This is a genomic window from Escherichia whittamii (assembly GCF_014836715.1).
Classification (GTDB): domain Bacteria; phylum Pseudomonadota; class Gammaproteobacteria; order Enterobacterales; family Enterobacteriaceae; genus Escherichia; species Escherichia whittamii.
Map to the genome: position 1 here is coordinate 3,890 of NZ_JACSQI010000003.1, position 19,283 is coordinate 23,172.

At 53.0% G+C, this 19,283-nt stretch carries 18 protein-coding genes and 2 tRNA genes; 10 read left to right on the top strand and 10 right to left on the bottom strand.

What is annotated here, in order from left to right; all coding sequences use genetic code 11:
* Positions 1-2: 2 nt before the first annotated feature.
* From H9644_RS05780 to pncC, 7 genes are all read right to left on the bottom strand, one after another.
* Positions 3-76, bottom strand: a tRNA-Arg gene (locus H9644_RS05780).
* 3 nt (positions 77-79) lie between these two features.
* Positions 80-172: transfer RNA gene (locus H9644_RS05785), tRNA-Ser, on the bottom strand.
* Positions 173-487: 315 nt separating this feature from the next.
* On the bottom strand, positions 488-673 hold the full coding sequence (csrA, locus tag H9644_RS05790; protein WP_000906486.1) for a carbon storage regulator CsrA: 186 nt from the start codon (positions 671-673) through the stop codon (positions 488-490).
* A gap of 234 nt (positions 674-907) precedes the next feature.
* Positions 908-3,538 carry an alanine--tRNA ligase gene (alaS, locus tag H9644_RS05795; protein WP_021553817.1) on the bottom strand — a complete coding sequence of 877 codons (2,631 nt, stop codon included), beginning with the start codon at positions 3,536-3,538 and terminating at the stop codon, positions 908-910.
* Positions 3,539-3,667: 129 nt separating this feature from the next.
* Positions 3,668-4,168: a recombination regulator RecX gene (recX, locus tag H9644_RS05800; RefSeq protein ID WP_191773709.1), complete on the bottom strand. Its 501-nt coding sequence runs from the start codon at positions 4,166-4,168 to the stop codon at positions 3,668-3,670.
* A 67-nt stretch (positions 4,169-4,235) separates the two neighbouring features.
* A complete protein-coding gene (recA, locus tag H9644_RS05805; RefSeq protein WP_000963153.1) occupies positions 4,236-5,297 on the bottom strand; it encodes a recombinase RecA in 1,062 nt (353 codons plus the stop codon).
* Positions 5,298-5,376: 79 nt separating this feature from the next.
* A complete protein-coding gene (gene pncC / locus H9644_RS05810; protein WP_130236047.1) occupies positions 5,377-5,874 on the bottom strand; it encodes a nicotinamide-nucleotide amidase in 498 nt (165 codons plus the stop codon).
* 181 nt (positions 5,875-6,055) lie between these two features.
* Between pncC and H9644_RS05815 the strand changes: the two genes are divergently transcribed.
* Positions 6,056-6,295, top strand: coding sequence for a hypothetical protein (locus H9644_RS05815; protein WP_191773711.1), 240 nt, complete (start codon positions 6,056-6,058; stop codon positions 6,293-6,295).
* Positions 6,296-6,333: 38 nt separating this feature from the next.
* Here the strand turns inward: H9644_RS05815 and mltB are convergent, their stop codons facing one another.
* On the bottom strand, positions 6,334-7,419 hold the full coding sequence (mltB, locus tag H9644_RS05820; RefSeq protein ID WP_191773713.1) for a lytic murein transglycosylase B: 1,086 nt from the start codon (positions 7,417-7,419) through the stop codon (positions 6,334-6,336).
* 255 nt (positions 7,420-7,674) lie between these two features.
* Between mltB and srlA the strand changes: the two genes are divergently transcribed.
* The 7 genes from srlA to gutQ all read left to right on the top strand — a co-directional run bounded on the left by srlA (position 7,675) and on the right by gutQ (position 12,622).
* The gene (srlA, locus tag H9644_RS05825) at positions 7,675-8,238 is read left to right on the top strand and encodes a PTS glucitol/sorbitol transporter subunit IIC (RefSeq protein ID WP_000573324.1); all 564 of its coding nucleotides are present in this window, start codon (positions 7,675-7,677) and stop codon (positions 8,236-8,238) included.
* The gene (gene srlE, locus H9644_RS05830; RefSeq protein WP_191773715.1) at positions 8,235-9,194 is read left to right on the top strand and encodes a PTS glucitol/sorbitol transporter subunit IIB; all 960 of its coding nucleotides are present in this window, start codon (positions 8,235-8,237) and stop codon (positions 9,192-9,194) included. Before srlA ends, srlE begins: the two co-directional genes overlap by 4 nt.
* Positions 9,195-9,204: 10 nt before the next feature.
* On the top strand, positions 9,205-9,576 hold the full coding sequence (gene srlB, locus H9644_RS05835; RefSeq protein WP_000216203.1) for a PTS glucitol/sorbitol transporter subunit IIA: 372 nt from the start codon (positions 9,205-9,207) through the stop codon (positions 9,574-9,576).
* A gap of 3 nt (positions 9,577-9,579) precedes the next feature.
* Positions 9,580-10,359 (top strand): sorbitol-6-phosphate dehydrogenase, encoded by a 780-nt coding sequence (gene srlD / locus H9644_RS05840; RefSeq protein WP_191773717.1) that lies wholly within the window; start codon positions 9,580-9,582, stop codon positions 10,357-10,359.
* Between the two features lie 105 nt (positions 10,360-10,464).
* On the top strand, positions 10,465-10,824 hold the full coding sequence (gene gutM / locus H9644_RS05845) for a transcriptional regulator GutM (protein ID WP_191773719.1): 360 nt from the start codon (positions 10,465-10,467) through the stop codon (positions 10,822-10,824).
* 66 nt (positions 10,825-10,890) lie between these two features.
* On the top strand, positions 10,891-11,664 hold the full coding sequence (gene srlR / locus H9644_RS05850) for a glucitol operon DNA-binding transcriptional repressor SrlR (protein ID WP_064528056.1): 774 nt from the start codon (positions 10,891-10,893) through the stop codon (positions 11,662-11,664).
* Positions 11,657-12,622 carry an arabinose-5-phosphate isomerase GutQ gene (gene gutQ / locus H9644_RS05855; RefSeq protein WP_064528058.1) on the top strand — a complete coding sequence of 322 codons (966 nt, stop codon included), beginning with the start codon at positions 11,657-11,659 and terminating at the stop codon, positions 12,620-12,622. The genes srlR and gutQ overlap by 8 nt, the downstream gene beginning before the upstream one ends.
* Here the strand turns inward: gutQ and norR are convergent.
* Positions 12,619-14,133, bottom strand: a complete 1,515-nt coding sequence (gene norR / locus H9644_RS05860; protein ID WP_064528060.1) for a nitric oxide reductase transcriptional regulator NorR — start codon at positions 14,131-14,133, stop codon at positions 12,619-12,621. The two genes, gutQ and norR, sit on opposite strands and share 4 nt — an antisense overlap.
* A 186-nt stretch (positions 14,134-14,319) precedes the next feature.
* Between norR and norV the strand changes: the two genes are divergently transcribed.
* Positions 14,320-15,759, top strand: coding sequence for an anaerobic nitric oxide reductase flavorubredoxin (gene norV / locus H9644_RS05865; protein ID WP_064528062.1), 1,440 nt, complete (start codon positions 14,320-14,322; stop codon positions 15,757-15,759).
* Complete coding sequence (gene norW / locus H9644_RS05870) at positions 15,756-16,889, top strand: NADH:flavorubredoxin reductase NorW (RefSeq protein WP_064528064.1); 1,134 nt, start codon at positions 15,756-15,758, stop codon at positions 16,887-16,889. The genes norV and norW overlap by 4 nt, the downstream gene beginning before the upstream one ends.
* Positions 16,890-17,016: 127 nt before the next feature.
* Here the strand turns inward: norW and hypF are convergent, their stop codons facing one another.
* A complete protein-coding gene (hypF, locus tag H9644_RS05875) occupies positions 17,017-19,269 on the bottom strand; it encodes a carbamoyltransferase HypF (protein ID WP_191773722.1) in 2,253 nt (750 codons plus the stop codon).
* Positions 19,270-19,283 lie beyond the last annotated feature (14 nt).

Consider the following 19,283-nt stretch of genomic DNA (forward strand, 5'->3'; position numbering starts at 1 on the left):
GGTGCATCCGGGAGGATTCGAACCTCCGACCGCTCGGTTCGTAGCCGAGTACTCTATCCAGCTGAGCTACGGATGCAAATGGCGGTGAGGCGGGGATTCGAACCCCGGATGCAGCTTTTGACCGCATACTCCCTTAGCAGGGGAGCGCCTTCAGCCTCTCGGCCACCTCACCACACGCCTCTTATGAGTGCTTCGAAGAACTTGTTTATCGCTCATCGTCGCTGCGTGGCGCACATATTACTTTCTGAGACTTATAAGTCAAACAATTTTTCCCACACTTTTATCGTTTGCACACTTCGCGCTCAATTAGTCTGTAAAAACGTCAAAAAGAGTGTTTTATCAACAGAAAAACAGGCCTCTGACAGGTAGCAGTGATAGATAAAAATGGTGGCAAAAGTTAAATGAACGGGAGTAACGCGAAAAGAAAATGAAACGAAGGAGAAATTTTGAGGGTGCGTCTCACCGTTAAAGATGAGACGCGGAAAGATTAGTAACTGGACTGCTGGGATTTTTCAGCCTGGATACGCTGGTAGATCTCTTCACGGTGAACAGAAACTTCCTTCGGGGCGTTTACGCCAATACGTACCTGGTTGCCCTTTACCCCTAAAACTGTCACGGTGACCTCATCCCCAATCATGAGGGTCTCACCAACTCGACGAGTCAGAATCAGCATTCTTTGCTCCTTGAAAGATTAAAAGAGTCGGGTCTCTCTGTATCCCGGCATTATCCATCATATAACGCCAAAAAGTAAGCAATGACAAACACATTACATCTAAGCAGTCATGGCATTACATTCTGTTAAACCTAAGTTTAGCCGATATACACAACTTCAACCTGACTTTATCGTTGTCGATAGCGTCGATGCGAATGCCGTGAAGCAAGTCCACGGCATTGCCTGACGCTTATATTATTGCAATTTCGCGCTGACCCAGCCTTTCACACTGGCTAACGCTGCAGGTAAGGCCGCAGCATCCGTACCACCGGCTTGCGCCATGTCAGGACGTCCACCACCCTTGCCGCCCACCTGCTGAGCGACCATACCAATCAGTTCCCCTGCTTTCACGCGATCTGTGACATCCTTAGATACGCCTGCAATCAGAGAAACCTTACCTTCGGCTACCGTTGCCAGCACGATAATTGTCGACCCCAGCTGATTTTTTAAATCGTCAACCATGGTGCGCAACATTTTCGGCTCAACACCGCTAAGCTCACTAACCAACAGCTTAACACCATTAACATCAATTGCCTTACTGGAAAGATTCGCACTCTCCTGTGCAGCAGCCTGTTCTTTAAGCTGTTGTAACTCTTTTTCCAGCTGACGCGTACGTTCCAGTACTGAACGTACTTTATCAGCCAGATTATTGCTATCACCTTTCAGCAGATGCGCAACTTCACTTAAGCGATCGCTGTCTGCATGAACGGTGGCAATAGCGCCTTCTCCGGTTACCGCTTCAATACGGCGAACACCTGCAGCAGTACCCGATTCAGAAATGATACGGAACAGACCAATATCACCGGTGCGGCTAGCATGAGTACCACCACAAAGCTCAGTGGAGAAATCGCCCATGCTCAACACTCGTACACGTTCATCATACTTCTCGCCGAACAGCGCCATCGCACCTTTCGCTTTCGCCGCTTCGAGATCCATGATGTTGGTTTCGATAGGCAAGTTACGACGAATCTGCGCGTTGACCAGATCTTCGACAGCACGAATCTCTTCTGGTTTCATCGCTTCGTTATGCGAGAAGTCAAAACGCAGCACCTTGTCATTAACCAGTGAACCTTTCTGGGAAACATGAGTACCCAGAACCTGACGCAGCGCAGCGTGCATCAGGTGCGTTGCGGAGTGATTCAGACGAATACGCGCGCGACGTGCTTCATCTACATCCGCCTGTACCGCGTCGCCCACTTTCAGAGAACCCGCAGCAAGTTTACCGATGTGACCAATCGCCTGGCCGTATTTCTGCGTATCTTCCACCGCAAAGGAGAAGTTAGCACCTTTCAGTTCGCCTTTATCGCCAACCTGACCGCCGGATTCTGCATAGAATGGCGTTTGATCCAGCACGACTACTGCTTCCTGGCCTGCATTAATGGCATCAACAGCTTTACCATCAACAAACAGCGCAGTCACTTTGCCGTTCAGTTCCAGATGGTCATAACCTTTAAATTCAGATGCACTGTCAACACGGATCATCGCGTTGTAATCGGCACCAAAGCCGCTGGCTTCGCGTGCGCGACGACGCTGTTCTTCCATTGCTGCTTCAAAACCAGCTTCGTCAACTTTGATGTTGCGCTCACGACAAACATCAGCCGTCAGGTCAACCGGGAAGCCATAGGTGTCGTACAGACGGAAAGCAGTTTCACCATCCAGCGTATCACCAGAAAGTTTTGCCAGCTCTTCATCCAGCAGCGCCAGACCGCGCTCCAGAGTACGGGCAAACTGCTCTTCTTCAGTCTTCAGCACCTGCTCAACCTGCGCCTGTTGGCGTTTCAGGTCTTCACCCGCAGAGCCCATGACGTCGATCAGTGGCCCCACCAGCTTGTAGAAGAAGGTTTCTTTCGCGCCCAACATATTACCGTGACGCACCGCGCGACGAATGATACGACGCAGTACATAACCACGGTTTTCGTTGGACGGCATTACGCCATCCGCTACCAGGAACGCACAAGAACGAATGTGGTCAGCGATTACGCGCAGTGATTTGTTGCTCAGATCGGTCGCGCCAGTGACTTTCGCTACCGCCTGGATCAGCGTGCGGAACAGGTCAATGTCATAGTTAGAGTTAACGTGTTGCAGCACCGCAGCAATACGCTCCAGACCCATACCGGTATCTACGGACGGCTTCGGCAGCGGTTCCATAGTACCGTCAGCCTGGCGGTTGAACTGCATGAAGACGATGTTCCAGATCTCAATGTAGCGGTCGCCGTCTTCTTCCGGACTTCCCGGAGGGCCGCCCCAGATGTGGTCGCCGTGATCGTAGAAGATTTCGGTGCACGGGCCGCACGGACCAGTGTCACCCATCTGCCAGAAGTTGTCAGATGCGTATGGCGCACCTTTGTTATCGCCGATGCGAATAATACGTTCGCGCGGGATGCCGACTTCTTTTTCCCAGATTTCGTAGGCTTCGTCGTCGCTTTCATAGACGGTAACCCACAGACGTTCTTTCGGCAGGGCAAACCATTTTTCGCTGGTCAGTAATTCCCATGCAAACTGAATAGCATCGTGTTTGAAATAGTCGCCGAAGCTGAAGTTGCCCAGCATTTCGAAGAAGGTATGGTGACGCGCGGTGTAACCGACGTTTTCCAGGTCGTTGTGTTTACCACCCGCACGCACACAGCGTTGGGAAGTGGTAGCGCGGGAATAATTACGCTTGTCGAGCCCAAGGAACACATCCTTGAACTGGTTCATCCCGGCGTTGGTAAACAACAAAGTTGGGTCGTTGTGGGGTACCAGGGAGCTGCTGGCAACTACCTGATGTCCCTTACTATGGAAAAAGTCGAGAAACGCCTGACGGATCTCAGCGGTGCTCTTGCTCATAATTATCCTGAAATCAAGCTAACGAAATATCGCCACCAGCCATCGCGTGTCGTTAACCGCCCGGCTGGTAACTGAAAAAGTGGGAATAAGATAAGTTTTCTTGACTGGGAAGTAAAATACCGTATGCGTTCAGTCGGCAAAATTTCGCCAAATCTCCTGGATATCTTCCATCAGATAGCCACGATAGAGCAGAAAACGCTGGATCTTAACTTTTTCCGAAAAGACAGTTGGTAGCGGTTCGCCATATTTTCGCGTCGCCTGGTCGCGCGCCAGCGAGCACCAGTCGATATCACATTCACGCATCGCTTTTTCTGTCGCTTCGCGGGAAATACCTTTCTGGTTCAGCTCCTGACGAATACGCGCCGGACCATATCCTTTGCGGCTGCGGCTGGCAATAAAGCGCGCAACAAATCGGCTGTCATCGAGATAGCCGTTTTCATGGCACCAGGCAATAACGCGATCGTAATCTTCTGCCGTGGCATCAATCTCTTCCGGGCCATTTTTACCCATAATCGGTGCCGCGAGTTTACGTCGCAGTTCTTGCTCACTGTGATCGCGTACCGCCAGTATGCGTACCGCACGATCCAACAGGCGAGCATATGCCGGGCGACGGGACGTTGATTCTGTCATGGCATATCCTTACAACTTAAAAAGCAAAAGGGCCGCAGATGCGACCCTTGTGTATCAAACAAGACGATTAAAAATCTTCGTTAGTTTCTGCTACGCCTTCGCTGTCATCTACAGAGAAATCTGGCGTTGAGTTCGGGTTGCTCAACAGCAACTCACGTACTTTCTTCTCAATCTCTTTCGCAGTTTCCGGGTTGTCTTTCAACCATGCAGTCGCATTCGCTTTACCCTGGCCGATCTTCTCACCTTTATAGCTGTACCACGCGCCTGCTTTCTCGATCAGCTTCTCTTTCACGCCCAGGTCAACCAGCTCGCCGTAGAAGTTGATGCCTTCACCGTAGAGGATCTGGAATTCAGCCTGTTTAAACGGCGCTGCAATTTTGTTCTTCACCACTTTCACGCGGGTTTCGCTACCCACTACGTTTTCGCCCTCTTTCACCGCACCGATACGGCGGATGTCGAGACGAACAGAGGCGTAGAATTTCAGCGCGTTACCACCGGTAGTGGTTTCCGGGTTACCGAACATCACACCAATTTTCATACGGATCTGGTTGATGAAGATCAGCAGCGTGTTGGACTGCTTCAGGTTACCCGCCAGCTTACGCATCGCCTGGCTCATCATACGTGCCGCAAGGCCCATATGAGAGTCGCCGATTTCGCCTTCGATTTCCGCTTTTGGCGTCAGTGCCGCCACGGAGTCAACGACGATAACATCTACTGCGCCAGAGCGTGCCAGGGCGTCACAGATTTCCAGTGCCTGCTCGCCGGTGTCCGGCTGGGAGCACAGCAGGTTGTCGATATCGACACCCAGTTTACGTGCATAGACTGGGTCCAGCGCGTGTTCAGCATCGATAAACGCACAGGTTTTACCTTCGCGCTGGGCAGCGGCAATCACCTGTAGTGTCAGCGTGGTTTTACCGGAAGATTCCGGTCCGTAGATTTCGACGATACGGCCCATCGGCAGACCACCTGCCCCGAGCGCGATATCCAGTGAAAGCGAACCAGTAGAGATAGTTTCTACATCCATGGAACGGTCTTCACCCAGGCGCATGATGGAGCCTTTACCAAATTGTTTCTCAATCTGGCCCAGTGCTGCCGCCAACGCTTTCTGTTTGTTTTCGTCGATAGCCATTTTTACTCCTGTCATGCCGGGTAATACCGGATAGTCAATATGTTCTGTTGAAGCAATTATACTGTATAGTCATACAGTATCAAGTGTTTTGTAGAAATTGTTGCCACAGCGTATTTAAGGCATAAGCCGTCGCCTTCCGACGCACGGCATCGCGGTCACCGCTAAAGCATTCCCGGCGGGTAATGCCTTCACCGCTGGCAGAGGCAAAAGCAAACCAGACGGTGCCGACAGGCTTCTCTTCACTGCCGCCATCCGGCCCGGCAATACCGCTGATAGACACGGCATAGTCAGCACGAGCCGCTTTCAGTGCGCCTATCGCCATTTCCACCACGACAGGTTCACTCACCGCGCCATGCTGCGCCAGCGTCTCTTCGCGCACGCCGATCATCTGCGCTTTGGCTTCGTTACTGTAGGTGACAAATCCGCGTTCAAACCAGGCGGAACTGCCGGCAATATCGGTAATCACTTTCGCTACCCAACCGCCGGTACAAGACTCAGCGGTTGTTACGGTTGCGCCACGGGATTTCAGCGCCAGCCCTACCTGCTCGCTTAACTGCATCAGTTCACTGTCAGTCATCACAACCTCTGTCAGTCAAAAATTTATGCCGGACAAGATAGCACTTTCCCGCAGAAGATGGGGACGAGCGACTCATTTTACGAGTCGCATTCCGAAATAAGACTGTTACGACCAACCGGCAAAGAAAAAAGGCTACCATGCCGCATTCACATTGATATGTATTCACAAGGAGAGGAAAGCAATGGCAACAAAGAAAACGGATAACACCCCACAAAACGTGCTCAAACAGACCACACAAATGCGTATGTGGGTCACCATTGGCGGTGTCAGCGCCCTGGTTTCAGTGGTATGTAAGATTTTATCTTCTGGCTATCTTGAACCTTTCGATTTTGGCCAGGCTGCGTTAGGCGTTGTATGCCTGGGATATGCGATTTCGCTGTCGAAAAAAATCAAGCAATTACGTCATTCGAATAAACAGTAAGATAACAGAGGGAGATTTAACCTCCCTCTTGCCAATAGTTACTGTACGCGCGCCAGCGCTACGGCTTGTCCTAACTGCCAGACCGCCATTGCGTAATGGGTGCTGTGGTTATAACGGGTAATGGTGTAGAAGTTCGGCAGACCGTACCAGTACTGATACCCCGTCCCAACATCCAGACGCAGCAAGCTGGCCTGCTGATGATTGCCCAGCGACTGTTGTGGCGTCAGACCTGCCGCTGCAAGTTGTGAAATGCTGTACTTGGTTTTGAAACCATTTGGCAAGCCCGGAGCCTGACCGTTTGCCATTACAGCGACCTGATCGCCTTTCACCCAGCCATGCGCTTTGAAATAGTTCGCCACGCTACCAATGGCATCCACCGGGTCCCACAGGTTGATATGCCCGTCGCCGCTGAAATCCACGGCGTATTGTTTGTAAGACGATGGCATAAACTGACCGTAGCCCATTGCCCCGGCAAAGGAACCTTTCAGATTGAGCGGATCGTCCTGCTCATCGCGCGCCATTAGCAGGAAGGTTTCCAGCTCACCAGAGAAATATTCCGCGCGGCGTGGGTAGTTAAATGACAGCGTCGCCAGCGCATCGAGGATACGGGTTTTACCCATCACGCGTCCCCAGCGGGTTTCAACGCCGATAATCCCAACAATAATTTCTGGCGGTACGCCATACACCTGCCACGCGCGATTCAGTGCATCTTCATACTGGTTCCAGAAAACCACGCCGTTCTGCACGTTATCCGGAGTAATAAATTTTTTACGATAACGCAGCCATGCGCCGTTCGGGCCAGATGGCGGCTTCACCGATGTGGTTGGTGCCTGGTTATCCATCAGCCGCAGTACCGAATCCAGACGTTTCGCCTGGGAGAGGATTTCCTGCAATTGCTGACGATCGAAGCCGTGTTTTTTCACCATTTTGTCGATGAACTGCTGCGCATTCGGGTTGTTAGCGAAGTCACCGCCCATCTGCATCACATTGTGCTGCGGCTCAAGCAGGAAGCCGCCAGACGGCGTTCCGGTGGTCGTTTCAGTCTCGGTAGGTTTTGGCTTGCTGCTACAGGCGGCAAGCAACACAAAAAGGGGAAGCAATGTTACATAACGACGCTTGAACATGAGGAGTCCATTTAACAGATTCAACCAGGGGCAAGTATGGTAAAGCATCCCACCCCGCACAAGGAAGCGGTAGTCACTGCCTGATACAGACTTTACATAACACAAATCACCTTCATCACCATCCCTTTAGCTAAACTTTCAAATTAAAATATTTATCTTTCATTTTGCGATCAAAATAACACTTTTAAATCTTTCGATCTGATTATATTGGTTTGCTGTTTGGTAATGAAACAATAAATTTCAAAGGAGAGAACAATGATAGAAACCATTACTCATGGCGCAGAGTGGTTCATCGGGCTGTTCCAGAAAGGTGGAGAGGTGTTTACCGGGATGGTGACCGGCATTCTTCCACTGTTGATAAGCCTGCTGGTTATCATGAACGCATTGATTAATTTTATCGGTCAGCATCGTATTGAACGATTTGCTCAACGTTGCGCCGGTAATCCTGTTTCCCGTTACCTGCTATTACCGTGTATTGGCACATTTGTTTTTTGTAACCCGATGACTTTAAGCCTGGGTCGTTTTATGCCAGAAAAGTACAAACCCAGCTATTACGCGGCGGCCTCTTATAGCTGCCACTCAATGAATGGCCTCTTCCCCCACATCAACCCCGGCGAATTGTTTGTTTATCTTGGAATTGCCAGCGGTCTGACGACACTGAATCTGCCACTTGGCCCACTGGCAGTAAGCTATCTGCTGGTTGGGCTGGTCACTAACTTCTTCCGTGGGTGGGTGACCGATCTGACCACCGCCATTTTCGAGAAAAAGATGGGCATTCAACTTGAACAGAAAGTTCGCCTGGCAGGAGCAACATCATGACACGTATTCGGATCGAAAAAGGGACGGGTGGATGGGGCGGCCCGCTTGAACTGGACGCCACTCCGGGGAAAAAAATCGTCTATATCACCGCCGGTACACGTCCTGCGATTGTCGACAAACTGGCGCAGCTTACTGGCTGGCAGGCTATCGACGGATTTAAAGAAGGTGAACCCGCAGAAGCGGAAATCGGCGTTGCGGTAATCGACTGTGGCGGCACACTGCGCTGCGGCATCTATCCAAAACGGCGTATTCCCACCATCAATATCCACTCGACGGGCAAGTCTGGTCCGCTGGCGCAGTACATCGTGGAAGATATTTATGTCTCTGGCGTGAAAGAAGAAAATATCACAGTGATGGGTGCTGCAACGCCACAACCGTCTTCCGTGGGCCGTGACTACGACACCAGCAAGAAAATTACCGAACAGAGCGATGGTTTACTGGCAAAGGTGGGAATGGGCATGGGGTCTGCCGTTGCCGTACTGTTCCAGTCCGGACGCGACACCATCGACACCGTATTAAAAACCATTCTACCGTTTATGGCGTTTGTCTCGGCGCTTATCGGCATCATTATGGCCTCCGGTCTTGGAGACTGGATTGCCCACGGTCTTGCTCCGCTGGCCAGTCATCCTCTGGGGCTGGTGATGCTAGCGCTTATCTGCTCCTTCCCGCTGCTTTCACCTTTTCTCGGCCCTGGTGCCGTTATCGCGCAGGTTATCGGTGTATTGATTGGTGTGCAGATTGGCCTCGGCAATATTCCGCCGCATCTGGCTTTACCGGCGCTGTTTGCCATTAACGCGCAAGCCGCCTGCGACTTTATCCCGGTCGGTTTGTCGCTGGCGGAAGCCCGTCAGGATACGGTTCGCGTCGGTGTCCCTTCTGTACTGGTGAGCCGCTTTCTGACCGGCGCGCCTACTGTCCTGATCGCCTGGTTTGTCTCCGGTTTTATCTATCAATAGAGGCTGAAACATGACCGTTATTTATCAGACCACCATCACCCGTATCGGCGCGAGCGCCACTGACGCCCTCAGCGACCAGATGCTCATCACCTTTCGTGAAGGCGCGCCTGCGGATCTCGAAGAGTATTGCTTCATTCATTGCCACGGCGAGTTGAAAGGTGCGCTCCATCCCGGTTTGCAATTTTCTCTCGGGCAGCATCGCTATCCGGTGACCGCCGTTGGCAGCGTGGCGGAAGACAATCTTCGCGAGCTGGGTCATGTCACCCTGCGCTTCGATGGTTTAAGCGAAGCGGAATTTCCGGGCACTGTCCATGTGGCAGGCCCTGTACCCGACGATATCGCGCCGGGATCGGTTTTGAAGTTTGAATCTGTTAAGGAGTAAAAAATGAATCAGGTTGCCGTTGTCATCGGTGGTGGGCAAACCTTAGGCGCGTTCCTGTGCCACGGTCTGGCTGCCGAGGGGTATCGCGTGGCGGTTGTCGATATTCAAAGCGACAAAGCTGCAAATGTGGCGCAAGAAATTAACACCGAATATGGTGAAGGAACAGCGTACGGTTTTGGTGCTGACGCCACCAGCGAGCAGAGCGTTCTGGCGCTCTCTCGTGGGGTAGATGAAATCTTTGGTCGCGTGGATTTACTGGTCTACAGCGCCGGAATTGCAAAAGCAGCGTTTATCAGCGATTTCCAGCTTGGGGATTTTGACCGCTCGCTACAGGTGAATCTGGTGGGCTATTTCCTGTGTGCGCGTGAATTTTCGCGTTTGATGATCCGCGACGGTATTCAGGGACGCATTATTCAGATCAACTCAAAATCCGGCAAAGTGGGCAGCAAACACAACTCTGGTTATAGCGCCGCGAAATTTGGCGGTGTCGGTCTTACTCAGTCGCTAGCATTGGATCTGGCGGAATACGGCATTACAGTTCATTCACTGATGCTCGGTAACCTGCTGAAATCGCCGATGTTCCAGTCTTTGCTACCGCAATACGCGACCAAGCTGGGTATCAAACCGGATGAAGTCGAGCAGTATTACATCGATAAAGTGCCGCTCAAACGTGGCTGCGATTATCAGGACGTGCTGAATATGCTGCTGTTCTATGCCAGTCCTAAGGCGTCGTACTGCACTGGACAATCGATTAATGTCACTGGCGGTCAGGTGATGTTTTGATCAACAGCGGAGATCCTTAAAGGATCTCCGTGCGACTAATAAAATGCCTGATGCGCTACGCTTATCAGGCCTACAGGACTTCCTCCACGACATTAAGGAGAAGTTATGGTATCAGCTCTCATCACCGTCGCCGTTATCGCCTGGTGTGCGCAACTGGCCTTAGGCGGCTGGCAAATTTCTCGTTTTAATCGAGCCTTCGACGCGCTCTGCCAGCAAGGGCGCGTTGGCGTGGGACGTTCCAGCGGGCGCTTTAAACCGCGGGTCGTGGTCGCCATTGCTCTGGACGATCAGCAGCACATCGTCGATACCTTGTTTATGAAAGGACTGACCGTTTTCGCCCGACCACAAAAAATTCCCGCAATTACGGGTATGCATCGGGGTGATTTACGACCTGATGTGATCTTTCCCCATGATCCACTATCACAGAATGCTCTATCATTGGCGCTTAAACTGAAACGTGGATAATTTCGTTGTGAATGTTACTTGCTTGCGAAGTTATCATTTTGAAACCTAAATCAGGTAATCACACCCATGAAACCTCGTCAGCGTCAGGCCGCCATTCTGGAGTACCTGCAAAAGCAGGGGAAATGCTCGGTTGAAGAATTGGCGCAATACTTTGACACCACAGGCACAACCATTCGCAAAGATCTGGTCATTCTGGAACATGCCGGAACCGTCATTCGTACTTATGGCGGCGTGGTGTTGAATAAAGAGGAATCCGATCCGCCTATCGATCATAAAACTCTTATCAACACCCACAAGAAAGCGCTGATTGCAGAAGCTGCCGTCAGTTTTATTCATGATGGAGACTCGATCATTCTTGATGCTGGCAGCACCGTGTTGCAGATGGTCCCCATGCTATCGCGCTTTAATAACATCACGGTGATGACCAACAGTTTGCATATCGTTAATGCGCTATCCGAACTGGATAACGAACAAACCATCCTGATGCCAGGCGGAACATTTCGCAAAAAATCGGCCTCATTTCACGGGCAACTGGCGGAAAATGCCTTCGAGCATTTCACCTTCGACAAATTATTCATGGGTACTGACGGCATCGATCTGAATGCGGGCGTAACCACCTTCAACGAGGTTTTTACCGTCAGTAAGGCGATGTGTAATGCCGCGCGTGAAGTCATTTTGATGGCTGACTCATCGAAGTTTGGTCGTAAAAGCCCCAACGTGGTTTGCAGTCTTGAAAGTGTCGATAAGCTGATTACCGACGCAGGTATCGATCCCGCGTTTCGTCAGGCGCTGGAAGATAAAGGGATCGACGTGATCATAACCGGAGAAAGCAATGAGTGAAGCACTACTGAACGCGGGGCGTCAGACGTTAACGCTAGAGTTGCAGGAAGCAAGCCGTTTACCGGAACGTCTGGGCGATGATTTTGTTCGCGCCGCCAATATCATCCTGCACTGCGAAGGCAAAGTGGTGGTTTCCGGAATTGGCAAATCGGGCCACATTGGTAAGAAAATCGCCGCAACGCTTGCCAGCACCGGCACACCGGCTTTTTTTGTCCATCCGGCAGAAGCACTGCACGGCGATCTGGGGATGATTGAAAGCCGCGATGTGATGCTGTTTATCTCTTACTCCGGTGGCGCGAAGGAACTGGATCTGATTATTCCGCGTCTGGAAGATAAATCTATCGCGCTGCTGGCAATGACCGGTAAACCGACGTCACCGCTGGGCCTGGCAGCGAAAGCGATACTGGATATTTCCGTAGAACGCGAAGCCTGTCCGATGCACCTTGCGCCGACCTCCAGCACCGTCAATACCCTGATGATGGGCGACGCGCTGGCGATGGCAGTCATGCAGGCGCGCGGTTTTAATGAAGAAGATTTTGCCCGTTCACATCCAGCCGGAGCGCTGGGCGCTCGCTTGCTGAATAAAGTGCATCATCTGATGCGCCGTGATGACGCTATCCCGCAGGTGGCGTTAACCGCCAGCGTAATGGACGCGATGCTGGAACTCAGCCGTACCGGATTAGGACTTGTGGCGGTGTGCGATGATCAACAGCAGGTGAAAGGCGTCTTTACCGACGGCGATTTACGTCGCTGGCTGGTTGTCGGCGGCGCCCTCACCACGCCAGTTAATGAAGCGATGACGGCAGGCGGCACCACATTACAGGCGCAAAGCCGCGCCATCGACGCCAAAGAAGTTCTGATGAAGCGCAAAATCACCGCCGCCCCGGTGGTGGACGAAAACGGCAAACTCACCGGCGCGATTAACCTGCAGGATTTCTATCAGGCCGGGATTATTTAATCCTTCAATCCCAGACGTTTCGCCAACCGATGCAGGTTGGCGACGTCAGTTTCCAGCATCCGCGCACAGGCAGCCCAGTTGTGATTATTTTGTGCCAGTGCCTGGCGAATGGTTTCACGCTGGAACTCTTCTGTCGCTTCACGCAGGTTTTGCTTAACGACGGGCATTGTCGTCACTTCTGCCGGCGGCAACGTCACCTCAGGAAAAGCAAAATGTTGCGCCTCAAGAATCACTTCATCGCCGCTGCGGGTCGCTCTCGCCAGCACTACCGCCCGATGAATAGCATGTTCCAGTTCGCGCACGTTTCCCGGAAAACTGTAGTGTTGCAGTAAATTTCTCGCCCCGGAACTTAATACCACGCGGGAAAGCCCCAGCCGCAGACGGCACTGCTCACAGAAATACCCCGCCAGCAGAATGACGTCATCGCCCCGCTCACGCAGAGGCGGCACCGAAAGCGGAAACACGCTCAGGCGATGGAACAAGTCGGCGCGAAATCGCCCTGCCAGCACCTCTTCGCGCAAGTCGCGATTAGTCGCCGCCAACACGCGCACATCGACCCGCAAACTGCGGTCATCGCCAACGCGCTGAATATCGCCATACTGTAACACCCGCAGCAGCTTGGCCTGCAATGCCAGAGACAGCTCGCCAATCTCATCCAGAAATAGCGTGCCGTTATCCGCCATTTCAAACTTCCCGCTGCGGTTACTGATAGCGCCAGTAAACGCCCCTTTTACATGCCCGAACAACTCACTTTCCGCGACACTTTCCGGCAGTGCGGCACAGTTGAGATAGACCAGCGGATTCACCGCCCGCGGCGAGGCTTCATGAATCGCTTTCGCCACCAACTCCTTACCCGTTCCCGTCTCACCGCTGATTAAGACGTTGAGATCGGACGCCGCCACAATCTCAATCTCTTTTTTCAGTTGCGTCATGCCAGGCGACAGACCGATCATCTGCGTCTGTTTCACCGCTTCAAACGGCGCGACATCCCCTGGCAGCATATTCTGGCTTTCCAGTTGTTCAATCAGCAACGCATTGCTTAACGCCCCCGCCGCCAGCGCGGCAATCAGCCGTAACTCTTCATCGCTGAAAACATCGAACTGGTCGGGCTGCATCCCGTCGAGCGTCAGTGCGCCGATCAGGTTTTGTCCGGCAAACAACGGCAGGCCAACACAGGCGTGAACTTTCAGACTCTCCTGCCCGGGAATCAAACCGTCATAGGGATCGGGCAATTCACTGTCTGCGGGAAAACGCACCACATCACCCGCGCGGGCAATCGCTTCCAGCCGTGGATGTCCTTCCAGCGCAAAACGTCTGCCGAGTACATCCTTCGCCAGCCCGTCGATGGCAAGCGGAATAAACTGCCGCGAATCGTAACGCAACAGCGCGGACGCATCACACTCCAGCACCTGACGCAGCGTGGTGATCAGGCGCTGAAAACGATCCTGATGACCAATCCCACGCTGCAATTCGATGGCGATATTCGCCAGCACATCAACGGAAAAACTCATCTTTGCCTCACTGTCAATTTGACTATAGATATTGTCATATCGACCATTTGATGGATAGTCATTTTGACTACTCATTAATGAGCATAAATAAATTTATATAGCAAAAACAATCAGATAAAAAACTGGCACGCAATCTGCAATTAACAAGACATCTTTTTAGAACACGCTGAATAAATTGAGGTTGCTATGTCTATTGTGGTGAAAAATAACATTCATTGGGTGGGTCAACGTGACTGGGAAGTGCGTGATTTTCACGGCACGGAATATAAAACGCTGCGCGGCAGCAGCTACAACAGCTACCTCATTCGTGAAGAAAAAAATGTACTTATCGACACCGTTGACCATAAATTCAGCCGCGAATTTGTGCAGAACCTGCGTAATGAAATCGATCTGGCGGATATCGATTACATCGTGATTAACCATGCTGAAGAGGATCACGCCGGGGCGCTGACCGAACTGATGGCGCAAATTCCGGATACACCGATCTACTGCACTGCAAACGCCATCGACTCAATAAATGGTCATCACCATCATCCGGAGTGGAATTTCAACGTGGTGAAAACCGGTGACACGCTGGATATCGGTAACGGCAAGCAACTCATTTTTGTCGAAACGCCAATGCTGCACTGGCCGGACAGTATGATGACTTACCTGACGGGCGACGCGGTGCTGTTCAGTAACGATGCCTTCGGTCAGCACTACTGCGACGAGCATCTGTTCAACGATGAAGTGGATCAGACGGAGCTTTTCGAGCAGTGCCAGCGTTACTACGCCAATATCCTGACGCCGTTCAGCCGCCTGGTGACACCGAAAATCAACGAGATTCTGGGCTTTAATTTGCCGGTCGATATGATTGCCACCTCTCACGGTGTGGTGTGGCGCGATAACCCGACGCAAATTGTCGAGCTGTACCTGAAATGGGCGGCGGATTATCAGGAAGACAGAATCACCATTTTCTACGACACCATGTCGAATAACACCCGCATGATGGCTGACGCTATCGCCCAGGGGATTGCGGAAACCGACCCGCGCGTAGCGGTGAAAATTTTCAACGTTGCCCGAAGCGATAAAAACGAAATCCTGACCAATGTCTTCCGCTCAAAAGGCGTGCTGGTCGGCACTTCGACGATGAATAACGTGATGATGCCGAAAATCGCCGGGCTGGTGGAGGAGATGACCGGGTTGCGCTTCCGTAACAAACGCGCCAGTGCTTTCGGCTCTCATGGCTGGAGCGGCGGTGCGGTGGATCGTCTTTCCACGCGCTTGCAGGATGCAGGTTTCGAAATGTCACTGAGCCTGAAAGCCAAATGGCGCCCAGACCAGGACGCACTGGAGTTATGCCGTGAACACGGTCGCGAAATCGCCCGTCAGTGGGCGCTCGCGCCGCTGCCGCAGAACACGGTGAATACGGTGGTTAAAGAAGAAACTTGTGCCACCACAACGGCTGATCTCGGCCCACGGATGCAGTGCAGCGTCTGCCAGTGGATTTACGATCCAGCAAAAGGCGAGCCAATGCAGGACGTTGCGCCAGGAACGCCGTGGAGTGAAGTCCCGGATAACTTCCTCTGCCCTGAATGTTCCCTCGGCAAAGACGTCTTTGACGAACTGGCATCGGAGGCAAAATGAGCAACGGCATTGTGATCATTGGTTCGGGCTTCGCCGCCCGCCAACTGGTGAAAAATATTCGCAAACAGGACGCCAGTATTCCATTAACCCTGATTGCCGCCGATAGCATGGATGAGTACAACAAACCTGACCTCAGCCATGTTATCAGTCAGGGGCAACGTGCCGACGACCTTACCCGCCAGACGGCGGGAGAATTTGCCGAACAGTTTAATCTGCGCCTGTTTCCGCAAACCTGGGTGACGGATATCGATGCCGAAGCCCATGTGGTGAAAAGCCAGAATAATCAGTGGCAATACGAAAAATTAGTGCTGGCAACCGGTGCCAGCGCCTTTGTCCCGCCAGTGCCTGGGCGTGAGTTAATGCTTACTTTAAACAGTCAGCAAGAGTATCGCGCCTGTGAAACACAACTGCGGGATGCCCGACGCGTGTTGATTGTTGGCGGTGGTTTGATTGGTAGTGAACTGGCGATGGATTTTTGTCGGGCAGGCAAAGCGGTAACGCTAATCGACAACGCTGCAAGTATTCTGGCGTCGTTAATGCCACCGGAAGTAAGCAGTCGCTTACAGCATCGGTTGACAGAGATGGGTGTCCATCTGCTGCTGAAATCTCAGTTGCTGGGGCTGGAAAAAACGGATTCTGGCATTCAGGCAAGGCTGGACCGTCAGCGTACCATCGAAGTGGATGCGGTAATTGCCGCCACCGGACTACGCCCGGAAACCGCGCTGGCACGACGCGCCGGGCTGACGATTAATCGCGGCGTTTGCGTCGATAGCTATCTGCAAACCAGTAATGCCGATATTTACGCGCTGGGCGATTGCGCAGAGATTAACGGTCAGGTGCTGCCGTTCCTGCAGCCAATTCAACTTAGCGCAATGGTGCTGGCAAAAAATCTTCTTGGCAACAACACGCCGCTGAAACTTCCGGCGATGCTGGTAAAAATCAAAACGCCGGAATTACCGCTGCATCTGGCAGGGGAAACCCAGCGTCGGGATTTGCGCTGGCAGATTTGTACTGAAAGCCAGGGGATGGTGGCGCGCGGCGTTGACGATGCCGACCAGCTTCGTGCCTTTGTGGTCAGTGAGGATCGGATGAAAGAGGCGTTTGGATTGTTGAAAACGTTGCCAGTGTAGGCGGGCTACTGTACCTAAAATGTCGGATGCGACGCTGGCGCGTCTTATCCGACCTACGGGGATGTATGTGTAGGCCGGATAAGGCGTTTACGCCGCATCCGGCAATGGTGTCCAAATGCAACACGCTTTATCCGTTCTGGACTTCACCCGCTAACCAACGCGCCGCAGCAATCACCCCCTGCCCCAGAGACAACCCGCCATCACCCGCCGGTAAATTTTGCGGAAAGAGCAACGTGAAATCAGCGAGATAATGCGCCAGACGTGCACGCAGCAAACGGTTATGAATAACCCCACCACTAAATACCAGCGTAGTGATACCGCGCATCGTTGCCTGCTCACGCATCAACGCGGCAAAACCGTGCGCCAGCGCATCATGAAATACCCACGCTCGTTGATTAACCGGGGCGTGCCAGTTCAGCCACTGCTGCCAGAAGGTGGCGAGATCCAGTTGATTATCCACCAACGGCATCGTCACCGGATGCGTCACTCCGAGGCACGAAGCCGCCAGCGCCTCCAGAGCACAAGCCGCTTCGCCTTCATAACTTAACGTCGCTGGCGCACAGCCCAGCGCCGCCGCCACAGCGTCGAACAAACGCCCACACGATGACGCCAGCGGCGCGTTAATTCCACGCTCAATGGCCCGCGCCAGCACGCTCCAGTTTTGCTGTTGCACACTCGTCGTTTCGGGATAATTCTGCCACTCAGGCACAAAGCGCAGGCACTGTGCCAGCAGGTTTCGCCACGGCTGCTTTGCGGCAAGATCGCCACCAGCAAGCGCCACCGCAGGCAAGCCGCCCAGGTGCTCGCATTCACGATAGTTCACCCGCAGGCACTCGCCGCCCCACAACGCGCCGTTCTCCCCCATACCAATACCGTCGAGCGTCAAAGCAATGACATCACCGCCATCCAGCGGCCACTGATGCTCTGCCAGACACGCAGCTGCGTGGGCATGATGATGCAGCACCGTTTGCGTCGGCAGATTCATCTCGCGCGCCCACTGGCTGGAGACATAGCCCGGATGCGCGTCATGCACAACGTATTGCGGGGTGAAATCGTAGATGTTTTGCATCAGGCGTAACGCATCGCGCCACTGCATCTGGATGCCATCGTCACTTAAATCGCCCAGATGCTGACTCAACACCGCTTGTTCACCGCGCACCAGACAGAAGGTATTTTTCAGATCCGCGCCGAGGCACAGCACAGGCGGAACATTTTTAAAGCCCGGAGGCAAAGCCAGCGCGTCCGGTACATACCCCCGCGAACGGCGCAGCATTTCGCCGCTTTCGCGCACCACCGAATCATCCATCCGCTGAACGATGTCACGGTTATGTATCAAGAATCCGTCGGCAATGCCCTGCAAATCGTCCAGCGCCTGTTCGTTGCTGATAGCCGGTGGTTTGCCGCTCAGGTTGCCGGAGGTCATCACCATCGGGCATTGCAACTCCTGTAACAGCAAATGCTGGAGCGGGTTTGCAGGCAACAACACCCCCACTTCGTTAAGGCCAGGGGCGATATCGTCACAAAGTGCAGGAACGTATTTTTTATCCACCAGCACAATCGGCGCGGCGGGCGTGGTGAGTAACTGGCGGGCAGCGTCTGGTAAACCTTCTGCCGTTGGCAACATAACCGCCAGCGGTTTCGCCGGGCGATGTTTGCGCGCCCGAAGTGTCGCCACCGCGTTACTGTTACGCGCATCGCAGGCGAGATGAAATCCGCCAATTCCTTTGATGGCGACAATGTTGCCCGCTTTTAGCTGTGCGATAGCCGCCTGTAATGCCGCTTCTTGTTCGGCACGTTCGCCATGACTTACCCATTCAAGATGCGGACCACACTCCGGGCAGGCCACCGGCTGGGCGTGAAAGCGACGGTCAAGCGGGTCGCGATATTCTTTATCACAGGCCGGACACAACGGAAACGCCGCCATCACGGTAAACGGGCGGTCATAAGGCATCGCGCGAATAATGGTGAAACGCGGGCCGCAGTGGGTACAGTTGATAAACGGATAACGCCAGCGCCGCTCGCCTGGGGTATTCATTTCGGCAAGACACGCTGGACAAGTGGCGGCATCGGGAACAATTTGCGTATTCATGGCGCCGCCTGCGCTCTGGCGGATAGTGAACTCAGTGGGCAGTTGTGACCAGATAAACGGTTCACGCTCAACGCTATCGATACGTGCCAACGGCGGGCAGTGCAGATGCAATTGCGCAAGAAACGTTTCCGGGTCTTCCAGCAGTCGGACTTCTACGCCATCGCCGTCATTACAGACATCGCCGTGAAGATTTAATTGCTGTGCCAGTTGCCAGACAAACGGACGAAAACCGACGCCCTGCACTTTGCCACGAATACGCAGTTGGACACCGCAAGAAGTGTTTTTTGCCATTGAGTTATTCCCGC